This is a genomic window from Scandinavium sp. (assembly GCF_036271055.1).
In the GTDB taxonomy this organism is placed as follows: Bacteria; Pseudomonadota; Gammaproteobacteria; order Enterobacterales; family Enterobacteriaceae; genus Scandinavium.
In genome coordinates, this window is sequence record NZ_DATBBJ010000073.1 from 70,603 (window position 1) to 87,423 (window position 16,821).

At 53.0% G+C, this 16,821-nt stretch carries 15 protein-coding genes; 6 read left to right on the forward strand and 9 right to left on the reverse strand.

From position 1 onward, the window contains the following. Nucleotides 1-3 precede the first annotated feature (3 nt). From VH187_RS14070 to yeaG, 3 genes are all read right to left on the reverse strand, one after another. On the reverse strand, nucleotides 4-513 hold the full coding sequence (locus tag VH187_RS14070; protein ID WP_329702075.1) for a YbaK/prolyl-tRNA synthetase associated domain-containing protein: 510 nt from the start codon (nucleotides 511-513) through the stop codon (nucleotides 4-6). A gap of 104 nt (nucleotides 514-617) precedes the next feature. Beyond that, complete coding sequence (locus tag VH187_RS14075) at nucleotides 618-1,898, reverse strand: YeaH/YhbH family protein (protein WP_329702076.1); 1,281 nt, start codon at nucleotides 1,896-1,898, stop codon at nucleotides 618-620. A gap of 132 nt (nucleotides 1,899-2,030) precedes the next feature. After that, nucleotides 2,031-3,965, reverse strand: coding sequence for a protein kinase YeaG (yeaG, locus tag VH187_RS14080; protein WP_329702077.1), 1,935 nt, complete (start codon nucleotides 3,963-3,965; stop codon nucleotides 2,031-2,033). Between the two features lie 429 nt (nucleotides 3,966-4,394). Here yeaG and VH187_RS14085 point away from each other — a divergent pair, with 429 nt between their 5' ends. After that, the gene (locus tag VH187_RS14085; protein WP_329702078.1) at nucleotides 4,395-5,144 is read left to right on the forward strand and encodes a MipA/OmpV family protein; all 750 of its coding nucleotides are present in this window, start codon (nucleotides 4,395-4,397) and stop codon (nucleotides 5,142-5,144) included. Between the two features lie 81 nt (nucleotides 5,145-5,225). Here the strand turns inward: VH187_RS14085 and VH187_RS14090 are convergent, their stop codons facing one another. Continuing rightward, nucleotides 5,226-6,110, reverse strand: a complete 885-nt coding sequence (locus tag VH187_RS14090; protein ID WP_329702079.1) for a D-hexose-6-phosphate mutarotase — start codon at nucleotides 6,108-6,110, stop codon at nucleotides 5,226-5,228. A gap of 87 nt (nucleotides 6,111-6,197) precedes the next feature. Further along, nucleotides 6,198-7,193, reverse strand: a complete 996-nt coding sequence (gene gapA / locus VH187_RS14095) for a glyceraldehyde-3-phosphate dehydrogenase (RefSeq protein ID WP_329702080.1) — start codon at nucleotides 7,191-7,193, stop codon at nucleotides 6,198-6,200. Nucleotides 7,194-7,532: 339 nt separating this feature from the next. On the opposite strand from gapA, the gene msrB reads away from it, so the two are divergent. Together msrB and VH187_RS14105 are read left to right on the forward strand one after the other, a co-directional pair. Beyond that, complete coding sequence (msrB, locus tag VH187_RS14100) at nucleotides 7,533-7,946, forward strand: peptide-methionine (R)-S-oxide reductase MsrB (protein WP_329702081.1); 414 nt, start codon at nucleotides 7,533-7,535, stop codon at nucleotides 7,944-7,946. A gap of 42 nt (nucleotides 7,947-7,988) precedes the next feature. Then, entirely contained in the window at nucleotides 7,989-8,267 is a 279-nt protein-coding gene (locus tag VH187_RS14105) for a YeaC family protein (protein WP_329702082.1), read from the forward strand. Between the two features lie 95 nt (nucleotides 8,268-8,362). Here the strand turns inward: VH187_RS14105 and pncA are convergent, their stop codons facing one another. The 3 genes from pncA to sppA form a co-directional block, all read right to left on the reverse strand. Next, entirely contained in the window at nucleotides 8,363-9,004 is a 642-nt protein-coding gene (gene pncA / locus VH187_RS14110; RefSeq protein ID WP_329702083.1) for a bifunctional nicotinamidase/pyrazinamidase, read from the reverse strand. Nucleotides 9,005-9,013: 9 nt separating this feature from the next. Then, nucleotides 9,014-10,030, reverse strand: coding sequence for an asparaginase (ansA, locus tag VH187_RS14115; protein ID WP_329702084.1), 1,017 nt, complete (start codon nucleotides 10,028-10,030; stop codon nucleotides 9,014-9,016). Nucleotides 10,031-10,169: 139 nt separating this feature from the next. Next, nucleotides 10,170-12,023 carry a signal peptide peptidase SppA gene (sppA, locus tag VH187_RS14120; protein WP_329702085.1) on the reverse strand — a complete coding sequence of 618 codons (1,854 nt, stop codon included), beginning with the start codon at nucleotides 12,021-12,023 and terminating at the stop codon, nucleotides 10,170-10,172. A gap of 162 nt (nucleotides 12,024-12,185) precedes the next feature. On the opposite strand from sppA, the gene VH187_RS14125 reads away from it, so the two are divergent. After that, nucleotides 12,186-12,737 carry an NAD(P)H nitroreductase gene (locus VH187_RS14125; protein WP_329702086.1) on the forward strand — a complete coding sequence of 184 codons (552 nt, stop codon included), beginning with the start codon at nucleotides 12,186-12,188 and terminating at the stop codon, nucleotides 12,735-12,737. Nucleotides 12,738-12,782: 45 nt separating this feature from the next. Here VH187_RS14125 and phoC read toward each other — a convergent pair whose 3' ends face one another. Next, complete coding sequence (phoC, locus tag VH187_RS14130) at nucleotides 12,783-13,529, reverse strand: acid phosphatase PhoC (protein WP_329702087.1); 747 nt, start codon at nucleotides 13,527-13,529, stop codon at nucleotides 12,783-12,785. Nucleotides 13,530-13,787: 258 nt separating this feature from the next. On the opposite strand from phoC, the gene selD reads away from it, so the two are divergent. Together selD and VH187_RS14140 are read left to right on the forward strand one after the other, a co-directional pair. Beyond that, nucleotides 13,788-14,831: a selenide, water dikinase SelD gene (gene selD / locus VH187_RS14135; protein ID WP_329702088.1), complete on the forward strand. Its 1,044-nt coding sequence runs from the start codon at nucleotides 13,788-13,790 to the stop codon at nucleotides 14,829-14,831. A 4-nt stretch (nucleotides 14,832-14,835) separates the two neighbouring features. Beyond that, a complete protein-coding gene (locus VH187_RS14140; protein WP_329702089.1) occupies nucleotides 14,836-16,779 on the forward strand; it encodes a DNA topoisomerase III in 1,944 nt (647 codons plus the stop codon). Nucleotides 16,780-16,821: the final 42 nt, after the last annotated feature.

Below are 16,821 nucleotides of genomic sequence, written 5' to 3' on the forward strand. Positions count from 1 at the left end.
CGACTATTCGGCATGCTGCTCGCGACGAAACGTCACCAATTCCGGCTGAGCAATACGCAAATAATCCTGTGTATCCATCACGATGGATTTTTCCAGCAGCCCTGCGTTAAACGCGATTTCATCGAACCGTTCAAACAATAGCGGATCGGCAATTAATTTCAGCGAAGGGTGGAAACTGAACGGCGGGATCGCGCCGAACACACAGGCGGTGAGTTCATCCACTTCGGCAGGGCTTGCCAGCGAGGCTTTAAGTCCACCGATATGCGATGCCAACAGTGACAAGTCAGCCTGCTGATCGGCCGCCAGAATCGCCAGCACGTGTTGTTTTACGCCGTTGCCTTTCACTTTGCACACCAATGCTTTTGCTCCTTGTCCCAGCGCCGTGCCGCGAATTTCTGACACCGCTTCGCACTTGCCAATAGCAGCATGTTCCATCACACGAAAGCGGGCCTGCTGTTGATTCAGCACGTTCAGCAAATGCTGGTGAACGTCGCGGGAAGGTAGTTCAGACATAGTGACTCCATCAAAAGAAACGGGAAATCAGCATAGTCTTTGCGATACGGCGGGGCAAGTCATGGGATGAGTCAGCCAGATAAACATACCTGGCTGACGGAGGATTAGCTGGTGGTGGTGCCTTGCTTGTGGAACAGCTCTCTGAATACCGGGTAAATATCATCCTGATCGCGGATATGCTGCATCGCAAAGTTCTCAAATACCGATTGCAGATGCTCATATTCACGCCACAGGGTTTGGTGCGCCCGACGGGTGATTTCGATATAGCTGTAGTAACGCACTACCGGCAGAATTTTCTTCGACAGGATCTCATGGCACAGCGGTGAATCATCGGCCCAGTTGTCACCATCCGACGCCTGAGCCGCATAGATATTCCACTGCGCAGGGTCGTAGCGTTCTTTTACCACTTCATCCATCAGCTTTAAGGCGCTGGAAACAATGGTGCCGCCGGTTTCCTGTGAATAGAAGAACTCATGCTCATCGACTTCTTTAGCCTGCGTATGATGGCGAATATACACCACGTCGACGTTTTTATAGGTCCGGCTGAGGAACAGATACAGCAGGATATAAAAGCGTTTTGCCATGTCTTTGGTGGCTTGATCCATCGAGCCGGAGACATCCATCAGGCAGAACATCACCGCCTGACTTGAAGGTTCCGGGCGTTTCTCGTAGTTCTTATAACGCAGGTCAAAGGTATCGATAAACGGCACGCGTTCAATCTTGGCGCGCAGTTCAGCAATTTCCTTACGCAGACGTTCTTCTTCCAGCAACTGCGCTGGCTCGCTTTTGGCGACGGTATCAAGGCTCACTTCCAGCTCACGCAGTTCGCGGCGTTTCCCTGCGGTCATTGCGGTGCGTCGCGCCAGCGAATTCTGCAAAGAGCGCACCACGCTGATATTGGCGGGCACGCCGTTAGCGGTATAGCCGGCGCGGTGTGTTTTGTATTCTGTGAGCTGACGATGCTGATTTTTCTTCAGATTAGGCAGAGCCAAATCCTCAAAAAGCAAATCGAGATATTCGTCCTTTGAGATCTGAAACACGAACTCATCCTGACCTTCACCATCCGGGCTTGCCTGGCCTTGACCGCTGCCACCACCACCCCCGCCGCCTTGCGGGCGTTCAATGCGGTCGTTCTGCACAAAATGATCGTTACCAGGGTGCACACGATGGCGCTGGCCGCCGCGACCCTGATGGAACATCGGTTCGCTGATATCGTCCGTTGGAATGGAAACCGACTCACCGCTGTTAATATCTGTCACCGAGCGTTTGTTAATGGCCTCGGAGATCGACTGTTTTATCTGCGCCTTATAGCGGCGCAAAAAGCGCTGGCGATTCACCGCGCTTTTATTCTTACCGTTCAGGCGTCGGTCTATGAACCAGGTCATATGCCCCTCCCGTACTGCATTTGCCAACCTTGCGGTGTTCCGAAAATGCCGGATGGCGCTGGGCTTATCCGGCCTACATATAGCTGTTTTTGTAGGCCCGGCAAGCGAAGCGCCGCCGGGCTATTTCCGATATCAGGACGATTTACGCACGCGCAGATACCACTCACAAAGCAGGCGAACCTGTTTGCGGGTATAGCCTTTCTCCATCATGCGATCGACAAAATCATCGTGTTTTTTCTGCTCGTCGGTTGACGTTTTGGCGTTGAACGAAATCACCGGCAACAGCTCTTCGGTATTGGAGAACATTTTTTTCTCAATGACCGTGCGCAGTTTTTCGTAACTGGTCCAGTTCGGGTTATGCCCGCTGTAATTCGCTCTGGCACGCAGCACGAAATTGACGATTTCGTTACGGAAGTCTTTCGGATTACTGATCCCGGCAGGCTTCTCAATTTTTTCCAGTTCCGCATTCAGGGATTCGCGGTCAAACAGCTGACCAGTGTCCGGGTCGCGATACTCCTGATCCTGGATCCAGAAGTCCGCATACGTGACGTAACGGTCGAAAATGTTCTGTCCGTATTCGGAGTAGGATTCGAGATACGCAGTCTGAATCTCTTTGCCGATGAACTCGGCGTATTTCGGGATCAGATAGCCTTTCAGGAATTCGAGATAACGTTCGGACTGCTCCTGCGGGAACTGCTCACGTTCAATCTGCTGCTCCAGCACGTAGAATAAATGCACCGGGTTGGCGGCCACTTCGACATGATCGAAGTTGAACACGCGGGAGAGAATTTTGAACGCAAAGCGTGTCGACAGCCCGTTCATCCCTTCGTCTACGCCCGAATAGTCGCGATACTCCTGATAGGATTTCGCTTTCGGGTCGGTGTCTTTCAGGCTTTCACCGTCATACACGCGCATTTTCGAGTAGATGCTTGAGTTTTCAGGCTCTTTCAGGCGTGACAGAATCGAGAAGCGAGCCAGCGTTTCAAGGGTGCCAGGAGCACACGGCGCGTGGGTCAACTCACTGTGGTTAAGCAGTTTCTCGTAGATTTTGATCTCTTCAGAGATCCGCAGGCAATAAGGTACTTTGACGATGTAAACACGGTCAAGGAACGCCTCATTATTCTTGTTGTTACGGAACGTCACCCATTCTGATTCGTTGGAGTGCGCCAGAATAATGCCGTTGAACGGCAGGGCGGAGATCCCCTCGGTGCCGTTGTAGTTCCCTTCTTGCGTGGCGGTCAGCAGTGGATGCAGCACTTTAATCGGTGCTTTAAACATCTCGACGAACTCCATCACGCCCTGGTTGGCACGGCACAGCGCGCCGGAATAGCCGTATGCATCCGGATCGTTCTGCGCATGGTTTTCCAGTTTGCGAATGTCGACTTTACCGACCAGAGCCGAGATATCCTGGTTGTTTTCGTCGCCAGGTTCCGTTTTGGCAATCGCAATCTGCGCCAGAATCGACGGCCAGACTTTGACGACGCGGAATTTGGTGATGTCGCCGCCAAACTCGTTCAGCCGTTTTGCTGCCCACGGCGACATAATGGTGCCGAGATAACGGTTCGGGACGCCATACTCTTTCTCAAGAATTTGGGCATCTTCCTGCGGATTGAACAGGCACAGCGGGTGATCGTTGACCGGGCTGCGTTCGCCGTTGGCGCTGAGCACGTAAATCGGAACGCGTTGCATCAACGCTTTAAGCCGTTCAGCCAGTGAAGATTTACCGCCACCGACAGGGCCGAGCAAATAGAGGATCTGTTTCTTCTCTTCCAGACCTTGAGCAGCATGTTTCAGGTAGGCGACGATCTGTTCGATGGCGTCTTCCATACCGTAAAACTCTTCAAACGCCGGGTAGCGTGCAACCACCCGATTCGAAAACAGACGGGATAGCCGTGGCTCATGGGCAGTATCTACCATCACAGGCTCACCAATAGCCATCAGTAGACGTTCTGCCGCATTGGCATAAGCACTGCGATCTTGCCGACAAACGGTAAGAAATTCCTGCAGTGTGAACTCTTCGTCCTTGGCAGCCTCATAACGCTGGCGATAGTGATCGAATATATTCATGGCATGCCGTCCTTTCGTTTTTTAGCACAGGAAAAGAGCCGTTCGTATGAATAATAGAGGCTCCTGAAAGCGGTAAGCTGAACGACGCTCGCTCAATCTCCAGCAACCCTTATGCCAGGTTGGTGGCGCTGAATACATAACGTGCCCCGCAATTACACCTTCTGAATTTAAGCGTAGATGGCATTTGGAAAACTTGCATGGAGTCAAAAGTCAATTTCAATGACATATCAATAACTCATCAAAAAATACCGCGACTTAAAGGCGAAGAAAATTCAGGGCTTCATTGCGCTGTCATCTGTTGGTAAGCGGAGTGTCATCACAAGGTGGCAGTTTGGTCGGTTAATTTGTGTAAGTGAAAGTAAAAAAATTGAGGTAAACGGAGCGGGCGCGTAAACTTTAGCCGCTTGTATTTTTAAAGGGATATGCAACGTGAAGACAATCACATTTTTGACAACGGGTCTGCTTTTCGCAACAGCAGCCACCGTTGCACATGCAGCCGACAGCAAACTTACGCTGGGCGCTGGTGTAGGCGTGGTAGGGCATCCGTACAAACAGTACAGCAGTGATGTTTACCCTGTGCCTGCCATTGATTTTGAAAGCGATAACTTCTGGTTCCATGGTCTGGGGGCAGGGTACTACCTGTGGAATGACACTGCCGATAAGCTCTCCATCACTGCTTACTGGTCGCCGATGTATTTCAAACCGGGCGACAGCGACAACAACCAGTTGCGTAAGCTTGATCGTCGCCAGTCAACGATGATGGCCGGCCTGTCGTATATGCACTTTACGCAGTACGGTTTCCTGCGCACCACGCTTGCAGGCGACACGCTCGACAAGAGCAACGGGATCACCTGGGATATGGCATGGCTTTATCGCTATAACGCGGGGAACCTGACCGTGACGCCGGGGATTGGTATGCAGTGGAACAGTGATAACCAGAACGAATACTACTATGGTGTTTCCAAAAACGAATCGCGGAAAAGTGGCCTGCGCAGCTACGATCCCGAAGACGGCTGGAACCCGTATGTAGAATTGTCGGTTAACTATAAGCTGAACGATGACTGGAGCGTGTACGGCGTGGGGCGTTATTCGCGCTTGTCCGATGAAATCACCGACAGCCCGATGGTTGATAAAAACTGGACCGGTTTACTGTCTACCGGGATAACTTACAGTTTCTGATAACGCACTATGAGAGTGCAAAGTGTGCAACAAAACAGGGCGGAAACGCCCTGTTTTGCATTTTGTTGGTGCGGAAATATTTTAGCGTTTCGCTACGCGAATCGATTGCGAGAGGCGAGACGGTTTTTCTTCCGACGCTATCTGCGGTGTTGTCACGCAAGCGGTTTCCACACATACGAAGGTTTTGTAACCGTCGTCAGGCATATCACCCATGCTGACAGACAGTGCAGGGCCAGGGTTCCAGCCAACCACGTTGCTGTGATGACCGTGAACGACGTCGATATTGCGATTTAATGCACCGTCGTGGATCACGCTGCAGGCTTCCGCATTCAGGTATACACGGTCAGTGCGATCCGGGAAGGTCTGCACGCCGTCGGTCAGCGCGCCAACTTCTGCGTTTTTCACTTTATCGATATAACGATCGCCAAAGCCGCTCACTTTCACCGCGCTGATCTCACCGACGCTAAAGTAGGTGTGCAGGGCAGAAGTGGTTTCGAATTCGCCGTGGGCTTCCAGTTCAATTTCGCAGGTTTTGCCGATTTTGAAACGCGCGTACAGCGTGAAGTCATGCGGCCACAATTTCTGCGTTTCTTCATTGTTTTGCAGTTCGAAAGTGAGAACCACGCCGTTGTCATCTTCGTTATGCGCTTTTAACGTCCATGGAAGATTACGAGCAAAGCCGTGCGCTGGCAGACCCTGCTGTTCCGCCGGACCAAACCATGGCCAGCAAATCGGTACGCCACCGCGAAGGGCGACGCCGTTTTTAAATGCGGTGTTGTTGCTGAGCCACAGAACTTCCTCTTCGCCTGCAGGCTTCCACGAGAGCAGGTGAGCGCCCTGGAGTGCAAAGGAGGCTTTAGCCTGTGGATGATCGACAACAATCAGTTCAAGGTCGTCAAGCTGACAGCGGGAAAGTACAGGAGTAAGTTGTTCAACTACCGGGAGAGCAAAAATTTTGTTAATCATGGTGCAATCCTAAAGGTGAGCCGTACATGTAGAGCTATAAAAAAAGGCGACCGAAGTCGCCTTTATTGATCAGTTTCTCATCTCAACTTATTTGGAGATGTGAGCGATCAGGTCAAGAACTTTGTTAGAGTAACCGGTTTCGTTGTCGTACCAGGAAACCAGTTTCACGAAGTTGTCGTTCAGTGCGATACCGGCTTTAGCATCAAACACGGAAGTGCAGATTTCGCCGTTGAAATCGGTAGAAACAACGTCGTCTTCGGTGTAACCCAGAACGCCTTTCATTGCGCCTTCAGAAGCCGCTTTGATTGCTTTCTTGATTTCTTCGTAAGACGCTGCTTTTTCCAGACGAACGGTCAGGTCAACAACGGATACGTTTGGAGTAGGAACGCGGAACGCCATACCGGTGATTTTACCGTTCAGCTCTGGCAGTACAACGCCTACTGCTTTAGCAGCACCGGTAGAAGATGGGATGATGTTCTGAGCTGCGCCGCGGCCGCCGCGCCAGTCTTTGTGAGACGGGCCATCAACGGTTTTCTGAGTCGCGGTGGTCGCGTGAACGGTGGTCATCAGACCTTCGATGATACCGAAGTTGTCGTTGATAACTTTCGCCAGCGGAGCCAGGCAGTTGGTGGTGCAAGATGCGTTAGAAACGATATCCTGGCCAGCATATTTTTCGAAGTTGGCGCCTTTAACAAACATTGGAGTCTTGTCTTTAGAAGGACCAGTCAGAACCACTTTCTTAGCGCCAGCGGTGATGTGTTTACGAGCAGTTTCGTCGGTCAGGAACAGACCGGTTGCTTCAGCAACAACGTCAACGTTAACTTCGTTCCACTTCAGGTTAGCCGGGTCACGTTCTGCGGTAACACGGATAGTTTTGCCGTTAACAACCAGGTGGCCGTCTTTGACTTCTACAGTACCGTTGAAACGACCGTGGGTTGAGTCGTATTTCAGCATGTAAGCCATGTATTCAGCGTCTAACAGGTCGTTGATTGCAACGATCTCGATGTCAGAACGTTCCTGAGCAGCACGGAAAACAATACGGCCGATACGGCCAAAACCGTTGATACCTACTTTGATAGTCATATATTCCACCAGCTATTTATTAGTGAATAAAAGGTTGCCTGTAAAATTACAAAAACCTTACGCAGCGTCAAGCGGAATCGTGTCAATCATTGCGACAAATCAATCCTATGCACAACCTTTGCACGACTGAATGTCTCACTCATCCTTTTGCCCGATTTCCATATGGGGGCTGCGCCGGGAATTTTAAAGGCCATAAGAGATAAAAATGTGATTTGCGTCACAATTACCTGGCTGCCCTTTCGCAACGAATAAGTTTAGAACAAAAGTTAGCACTTCATTGTTAATGTTTTGTTAGAATCGTGGCAGAAGTGGTCCCTAAATACAGTGAGATTTGAGCCAATGACCAAGAAACCTTCCCCCGAAGAGCTGCAAGGCTCTCTCAGCGAAATGCAGTTCTACGTGACGCAAAAGCATGGCACGGAACCGCCATTCACCGGGCGTCTACTGCATAACAAGCGCGACGGCATCTACCATTGTCTGGTGTGTGATACCCCGCTGTTTACCGCTGAAAGCAAGTTTGATTCTGGTTGTGGCTGGCCGAGTTTTTATGAACCGGTAAGCGACACGGCCATTAAATACCTCAACGATTACTCCCACGGTATGCAGCGCACGGAAATCCGCTGCGGAAATTGTGATGCACATCTCGGTCACGTGTTCCCGGATGGACCACAACCCACAGGTGAGCGTTATTGTGTGAACTCGGCTTCCTTGAGCTTCACCGATGAGCAAAATGGCGACCAGACGAAAGGCTGAAGAAACGATTCAGCAAATTATTCCTGAGGAGTGGACCGGATCGTGGAAATCGAACAAATTATCGACGGCATGACAGAGGATGTTTACCAGCGTCTGGCGACAGCCGTAGAACTGGGAAAATGGCCGGACGGCGTCGCGTTAACGCCGGAACAGAAAGAGAATTGCCTGCAACTGGTTATGCTGTGGCAAGCACGCTACAACACAGAGGCGCAGCACATGACCATCGACACGAAAGGGCAGATGGTGATGAAAAGTAAACAGCAACTGAAAGAAGATTTCGGCATCGTGCCAAAACCGATTGCGACGTTGAAAATGCAGTAGCGTTTTTGGTCAGAAAGCGCCCACGCATTGAAAATGCATGGATTTTGCCGACCCGGTCAGCATAAGTGCTACCGGGCAATAAGCCTGAGTCAACGTCAGCCCTGCGTTTCCTGCCAGTCGTCGAAGGTATAGAGCGTTGCACCCTCAGCGGCCATCTCCATAAATGCCTCAACGCTATCTTGCGGATTTAGGTTTACGCCGCGACAGCCATCGGTAATCACATTGACTTCGTAACCGAGTTTTAACGCATCCAGCACGGTGAACTTCACACAGTAATCTGTCGCCAAACCCATCACGATAAGTTCGGACACGTTGTGCGCTTTCAGCCACTCGTCGAGGCCGGTTTTCTGGCGATGCCCGTTATCAAAGAAGGCACTGTAGCTGTCGATATTGACCGCTTCGCCTTTTGGAAACACCAGGTCGATAAACTCACTGTTGAGCATTGGGTGCAACTGTGCGCCGATGCTGTTCTGTACACAGTGATCGGGCCAGAAGGTTTGCGGTAAGCCGTCAAGCATGCCTTGCGAGTAGGGCTTCACGCCTTGCTGACGGGCAAAACTGCCATGATCGGCTGGGTGCCAGTCCTGGCTTGCGACAACCGCTTCACCGCGAACCACACACCAGTGGATCATAGCATTCGCCACGTCTACCGTGCTGTCACCCTCCGGGACCGCGAGGGCGCCACCGGCACAAAAATCATTCTGGATATCAACCAGTAACAGGGCTCTTGCGTTCATTGTTGCTCCTTACTCGTCTGGCGTCAGTTCGCCACGCAGGTTTTGCTGCATCGCGGTACGCACCGCATCGACATCCAGCCCCTGCGTTAACAGATAGTGTAGTTTGGTCAACGTTGCTTCCACGGTCATATCAAAGCCGCTCACCACGCCCGCATGGGCGAGGGCGTTACCGGTGGCATAGCCGCCCATATTGACCTTGCCAGACATGCACTGGGTGAGGTTGATGACTACGATGCCGCGGTTACTGGCTTCAGCCAGTTCTTTCAGGAACTGCCCATTCTGAGGGGCATTACCGACACCGTAAGAGCGCAAAATCAATGCTTTTACCGGCTGGAGCAGGAAGTTGCGCACCACATCGGAGGAAATGCCTGGATAAATGGTCACTACGCCAATCGGCTGGGGGGTAATGCGGTGCACGATCAGCTCACCGGTTCCGTGGGGTGCTGGCGGTGTGCCCAAACGGCGAATGTGGATCCCCGCTTCCAGCAGCGGTGGCAGGTTCGGTGAAGCAAACGCATCGAAGCCATCGGCATGGGCTTTGGTGGTGCGGTTGCCGCGATACAGACGATTGTTGAAGAACAGCGTCACTTCGTTAATCGGGTAATTAGCCGCCACGTACAACGCATTCAGCAAATTGATTTGCCCGTCGGAACGTAACTCCGCCAGCGGGATTTGTGACCCTGTCACAATGACCGGCTTGCCGAGGTTTTCCAGCATAAACGACAGCGCCGAGGCGGTGAACGCCATCGTGTCGGTGCCGTGCAGGATCACGAAACCATCGTATTCATCATAATGAGCCTGAATATCTTCCGCGATATGCTGCCAGTCATCCGGCGTCATATCGGAAGAATCCATCAGCGGGGCGTATTCATGGATGGTGAAATCCGGCATTTCCGGGCGATGAAACTCAGGCATCAGCGCCAGCTGGCGCTGGAGGTGGCCAGAAACCGGAATGTAGCCCTGCTCAGAGCGCTGCATCCCGATGGTCCCGCCCGTGTAGGCAACGTAAATCGATTTCTTTTGCATGGCGTCGTTTGGGTTATGTATTTATCGGCGCAGTATATCCGGTTACACAACAACTTGCAGGTGGGGATGAAGGCATAAACAGAAGCGGAGGGAGAGATAGGCCGGGCAGACGCAGCGCGCGCCGCCCGGCAAGTCTGGATTAACGCACGTTCGCGCAGGTCAGACAGAACGAATAACGATTCTGTGGATCGTTGAAGGCGGCGAGTTTATCGCTTTCCGCTTTCATCACTGTTGCGGCACTGACCAGCGGCGCAGGCAAATAAGCCTGCAACGCTTCTGGCAGCGCGGCGCGCACGGACCCACTCAGGCTGTCGATAACCGAGTTAAAGAACGTTGGCTCTTGCTGATAATAATCAATGTGCCATTGTTTGAGCTTCGCCAGTTCAGCGGCCTTAGCAACGGCATCATCGAAATCACCGAGGCTATCGACCAGACCGTTGGCTTTCGCATCCTGACCGGTCCACACGTGGCCCTGAGCGATTTTATCCACTTGTTCCGGCGTGCTGTGACGAGACTGTGCCACCAGGGTGATAAAGCGTTTGTAGCCGTTCTCAATGCTGAGTTGCATCATGTCCTGCACTTCCTGCGGCAACGCTTTGGTCATCGAAATATCCGCCAGCGGAGACGTTGATACACCATCGGTATGCACGCCAATCGTGTCCAGGCTGTTTTCCACGGTGTTGATGACGCCAAAGATCCCGATAGAACCCGTAAGGGTGCTGGCGTTCGCCACAATGTAATTGGCCGGAGTCGAGATCCAGTAACCGCCAGAAGCTGCCATGCCACCCATTGAAACGACGACCGGTTTTCCAGCATCGCGTGCAGCAGCAAGTTCTGAACGAATGACCTCAGAGGCGCTGACGCTGCCGCCCGGGCTGTTCACACGCAGAACAATGGCTTTCACTTTCGGATCAAGACGCGCATCGCGAATTTGTGACGCGGTAGTGTCACCGCCAACATTGCCCGGCGTTTCGTCCCCGTCAATGATAGCGCCATTGGCGAAGATAACCGCGACGCTGGAACCTGTATCTGCCGGGGTTTTCAGCGAGTAGTCGTAGTAGCTAACGGCACGATAATCGTTATCCGCTTTGCTCCAGCCAAACTGTTTGGTCAGCGCTTTTTCTACTTCTGCGCTGGACGCCAGAACATCCACCAGTTTGTTATCAAGCGCGTATTTGGCGGTATCGCCGTCGACTTTACGCAGGCCGTCGAGCATGCCTTGCGCGCCAGGGAAAATTTGTTCCGGTGTAGTCTGACGGTTTGCGGCAACGGTGTTGAGGTAGTTTTGCCACAATTCGCCAATCCAGCGGCTGTCAGCTTCACGGGCAGCAGGTGACATATCGTCACGAATGAACGGTTCAACGGCAGATTTATAGGTGCCCACACGGAATACATGCGTCGTCACTTTCAGCTTATCGAGCAGCGATTTGTAATACAGCCCGTTCGTGGCAAAACCGTGTAAATCGACGCTGCCTTGCGGCGAAAGATAAATCTTGTTGGCGAAGCTCGCGAGGTAGTATTGACCCTGAGTATATTCATTGCCCACGGCGTAAACCGGCTTGCCACTGTCGCGGAATTCGCGCAGCGCTTTACCGATGTACTGCATCGAAGGCTGATCGGCCCCGGCGAAGTTTTTCAGGTCCAGCACGATACCGGTAATGTTGCGGTCGTCTTTCGCCTGGCGAATGGTCTGCACAATGTCGAACAGCGAGTTTTCCTGCAAACGGTCAGAGCTTGCGCCCAACAGCTGGCGGCCAATCGCGCCCAGTTTGCTGGTAGAAGACGGTTTATCGACCACGACGCCGGTCAAGTCCATCAGCAACGCGCCGCGTCCTGAGCTTTCCGTTGTGGTGTTACTCAACTGCATCCAGATGCCTGCGCAAACGAGCACCAGCAGAATAAAGAACAGGTTCAGCACCAGTTCACGGATGAAGTTCAACAGACGCCACGTCCATTTAAAGAATCCGGCAATGAATCGCCAAAGGGTTCGCATGTTTACTCCCTGCCTGAATGAATAGAGGTCCGCCCACAAAGGCGCGACGTGTGGCTATCCTAATGACACCGCCGCCGCTTGTCAGCAGGAATCACTACCGGCGCTGTAACAAATTCTGCTGTCATGTTAATTTTATGAAAACCCTATGACAGGAGATCTCTAATGGATGCACTCGAACTACTGGTCAATCGCCGCAGCGCTTCCCGCCTGGCAGAGCCTGCGCCGCAAGGCGAACAGCTGGAAAACATTCTACGTGCGGGCATGCGCGCGCCGGATCACGGCACATTACAGCCGTGGCAGTTCTTTGTGATTGAAGGTGAAGGGCGTGAACGTTTTAGTCAGTTGCTGGAAAAGGGCGCCATTCAGGCCGGGCAGGATGAAAAAGCCATCGACAAAGCCCGCAATGCGCCGTTTCGCGCCCCGCTGATTATTGCTGTTGTGGCGAAATGTCAGGAGCAGCATAAAGTGCCGGTGTGGGAACAAGAGATGTCTGCCGGCTGCGCGGTGATGGCGATGCAAATGGCGGCAGTGGCCCAAGGTTTTAACGGTATCTGGCGCAGCGGTGCGCTGACCGAAAGCCCGGTGGTTCGTGATGGTTTGCAGTGTCGCGACCAGGATAAAATCGTCGGTTTCCTGTATATCGGCACGCCGCAGCTAAAAGCCTCTACGACCGTTTCCGTGCCGGATACGGCACCGTTTGTGGTGCGTTTCTGATTATTTACATGCCCGGCGAACAGTTACCGCCGGGCAATGCGCAACTTATTTCTGCGTCTTCGCAAACTCGTCTTTGGCTTTCTGCAACTGCTGCTGGAATGCCGGGCTGGTGTGTAATGTTGCTACAACCGCTGAGCCGACGATACGCGCGGCATCTACATCGCTCTGCCAGTGATAACCACAAATCACACGGCTTTCACCTAAATCGTACCCGCGCTTGAGAATGTCGTTCTGACGCGCCGGATTCACTTCGGCTAACACCAGCGCCGTTGCCCAGCCGATGGACGTATGGCCGGACGGGTAAGAGCCATTTTTCGCCAGTTCATCTTGCTCTTTGGTGTTGCAGGTCGGCACGCCATAGAATGCAAACGGGCGCACGCGCATATATTTTTGCTTCGCTGAACGAGTCGCCAGATCGCCTGCATCTTCAATCATATTGGTCAGCAGTTTGTGCAGTTCCGGCGTGTCTTTAGCGGTAATGGGCGAACCAAAAGCGCCAGAAAAAGCATTCGCTACGCCGCCGCTGCTGAGGTTGGCATCTTCCGCTGCCTGCTTTCCGCGTTCGGTGGAGCGCAGCAGACGCCCTTGTTCATACATCGCCTGATCGTTCAGAAACGCGATGCTGCCCACTTCCGGTGGTGGCGGAAGCAAGGTCAGACTGTCGATAGCCTGGGCATTTTTTAAATAATAGAGGTCAGGTTTGGTGGTGGCATCATTCCCGGAGGGAACCAGCGCAAAGGCATTGACGGAAAACAGGCTGGCAACGCAAAACGCGAGGATACTTCTCTTCATTGATGATTCCTTTTTTATGAAAGTCGTCCAGAGTAACGCTGTCATATTTCTGTCATAAATGAGCGCAGAAAAAATTGCGGTGGCTCGCAAAATGGCTGATTCATAAATTATGTGAATGAATTAATGCCGGGGAAAGAGCGCCGTCGTCGCACTCAATTGTGCGGATAGTGAGCAACAGTGCGCGAAATCAGACTGTCTCACTTATCACTGATGCAAATGGGCGCTACCATAGCGATATTGCAATGACAGGAGATGTCCATGAGCGAGCAAGCTATTCGTTTGACGCAATACAGCCACGGAGCCGGTTGCGGTTGTAAAATTTCACCCAAAGTGCTGGAAACCATTCTTCATAGCGAACAGGCGAAGTTTGTCGACCCGAACCTGCTTGTCGGCAACGAAACCCGCGATGATGCGGCGGTGTACGATTTGGGTAACGGCACGTCGGTTATCAGCACCACCGACTTCTTTATGCCGATCGTCGATAACCCGTTCGATTTCGGGCGCATCGCAGCAACCAACGCCATCAGCGACATTTTCGCGATGGGCGGGAAGCCGATCATGGCGATTGCGATTCTGGGCTGGCCAATCAACACGCTCGCGCCAGAAATTGCGCGTGAAGTGATCGAAGGCGGGCGTTTTGCCTGTCAGCAGGCGGGCATTGCATTGGCGGGCGGTCACTCGATTGACGCGCCGGAACCGATTTTTGGCCTCGCGGTCACGGGCATCGTACCCACGGAGCGAGTGAAGAAAAACAGCACCGCCGAAGCGGGATGTAAGCTCTTTCTCACGAAGCCGCTCGGCATTGGCGTTTTAACCACTGCCGAGAAAAAATCGCTGCTGAAACCTGAACATCAGGGTTTGGCGACGGAAGTGATGTGTCAGATGAATATTGCCGGCGCGGCGTTCGCCAATATCGACGGTATCAAAGCGATGACGGATGTCACCGGTTTTGGTCTGCTCGGCCATCTCAGCGAGATGTGTCAGGGCGCAGGCGTTCAGGCACAAATCCGTTTTGCCGATGTGCCAAAACTGCCGGGCGTAGAAGATTACATCGAGCAGGGCGCAGTGCCGGGCGGAATCTCGCGTAACTTTGCGAGCTATGGTCATCTGATGGGCGAGATGCCCGAAGCGTGGCGTAATCTGCTGTGTGATCCGCAGACTTCCGGCGGCCTGTTATTGGCGGTGTTGCCGGAAGCGGAAGCAGAAACCAAAGCCATTGCGGCGGAATATGGCATTACGCTGACCGCTATCGGTGAACTGGTCACTGCACGCGGTGGTCGTCCGATGATTGAGATCAGCTAACCGCATGCGCTTGTTTATTGCGGAAAAACCGAGCCTGGCACGTGCCATCGCCGACGTATTGCCGAAACCGCATCGTCGCGGTGATGGCTATATCGAGTGTGGTAACGGTCAGGTAGTCACCTGGTGTATCGGTCATTTGCTGGAACAGGCGCAGCCGGATGTCTACGACAGCCGCTACGCGCGCTGGAATCTGATGGATTTGCCGATTGTGCCGGAGAAATGGCGGCTACAACCCCGCCCCTCGGTCACCAAACAGTTGAACGCCATCAAGCGTCTGCTGGACGATGCCACTGAAGTTATCCACGCAGGTGACCCGGATCGCGAAGGACAACTGCTGGTCGATGAAGTGCTGGACTATCTCGAGATGCCAGCGGAGAAACGTCGCCAGGTTCAGCGTTGTCTGATTAACGATCTCAATCCGCAGGCGGTTGAACGCGCCATTTCGCGTTTACGTTCTAACAATGATTTTATCCCGTTATGTGTTTCTGCGCTGGCCCGCGCTCGTGCCGACTGGCTCTATGGCATTAACATGACTCGCGCCTACACGCTGCTCGGGCGTAACGCGGGCTATCAGGGCGTGCTTTCGGTGGGGCGAGTGCAGACTCCGCTCCTCGGGCTGGTTGTGCGCCGTGATGAAGAAATAGAAAATTTCGTCGCCAAAGATTTCTTCGATGTGAAGGCGCATATCGTCACGCCTGCCGATGAGCGTTTTACCGCCACGTGGCAGCCAAGCGAAGCCTGCGAACCTTATCAGGATGAAGAAGGGCGTTTGCTGCATCGCCAGCTTACGGATCATGTCGTGGCGCGTATTGCCGGACAACCGGCGGTCGTCATGTCGTATAACGACAAACGCGATTCCGAAATGGCCCCGCTGCCGTTTTCGCTTTCAGCGTTGCAGATTGAGGCCGCGAAGAAATTCGCCTTTAGCGCGCAGACCGTGCTGGATATCTGTCAGAAGTTGTACGAAACCCACAAACTCATTACCTATCCGCGTTCCGATAGCCGTTATCTGCCGGAAGAACATTTCGCCGGACGTCAGGCGGTGCTGAATGCCATTAGCGTTCATGCGTCCGGATTGCTGCCGCAGCCGATAGTGGATCCGGAAATCCGAAACCGCTGTTGGGATGACAAAAAGGTCGATGCGCACCACGCGATTATTCCGACTGCGCGCAGTTCTTCGGTGAAAATGACCGATAATGAAGCGAAAATTTACGAACTGGTAGCGCGTCAATACCTGATGCAGTTTTGCCCGGATGCGGTGTTCCGCAAATGCCAGATTGAACTCGACATTGCCAATGGCAAATTCATCGCCAAAGCGCGTTTCCTTGCGGAAGCGGGCTGGCGTACGTTGCTCGGCAGTAAAGAGCGCGATGAAGACAACGATGGCACCCCGCTGCCAGTGGTGGCGAAAGATGATGTATTGCTATGCGAAAAGGGCGAAGTGGTCGAACGACAAACGCAGCCGCCGCGCTATTTCACCGATGCCACGCTGCTTTCGGCTATGACCGGCATCGCGCGTTTTGTACAGGACAAAGATCTGAAAAAAATCCTGCGAGCGACGGACGGCCTGGGCACCGAAGCGACGCGAGCCGGGATCATCGAATTGCTGTTTAAGCGCGGTTTCCTGGTCAAAAAAGGGCGTTACATCCACTCTTCGGATGCGGGAAGGGCGCTAATCCACTCGCTGCCGGAAATGGCAGGACGTCCGGATATGACCGCGCACTGGGAATCGGTACTGACTCAAATCAGTGAAAAACAGTGTCGCTATCAGGACTTCATGCAGCCGCTGGTCGGCACACTGTTTGATCTTATCCAGCAGGCGCGCAACACTCCGGTAAAACAGTTCCGTGGCCTGGTGGCACCAGGCGGTGAGCAGCCGAAGAAGAAAACCTTTAGCAAAGCGCGGAAGAAAAAACCTGCTGAGCCAGAAGCGCCTGCGGCGGGCTGAGGGACCAAAAAATAAGGCCGAAGAAATTTAAGAAAACGGCGT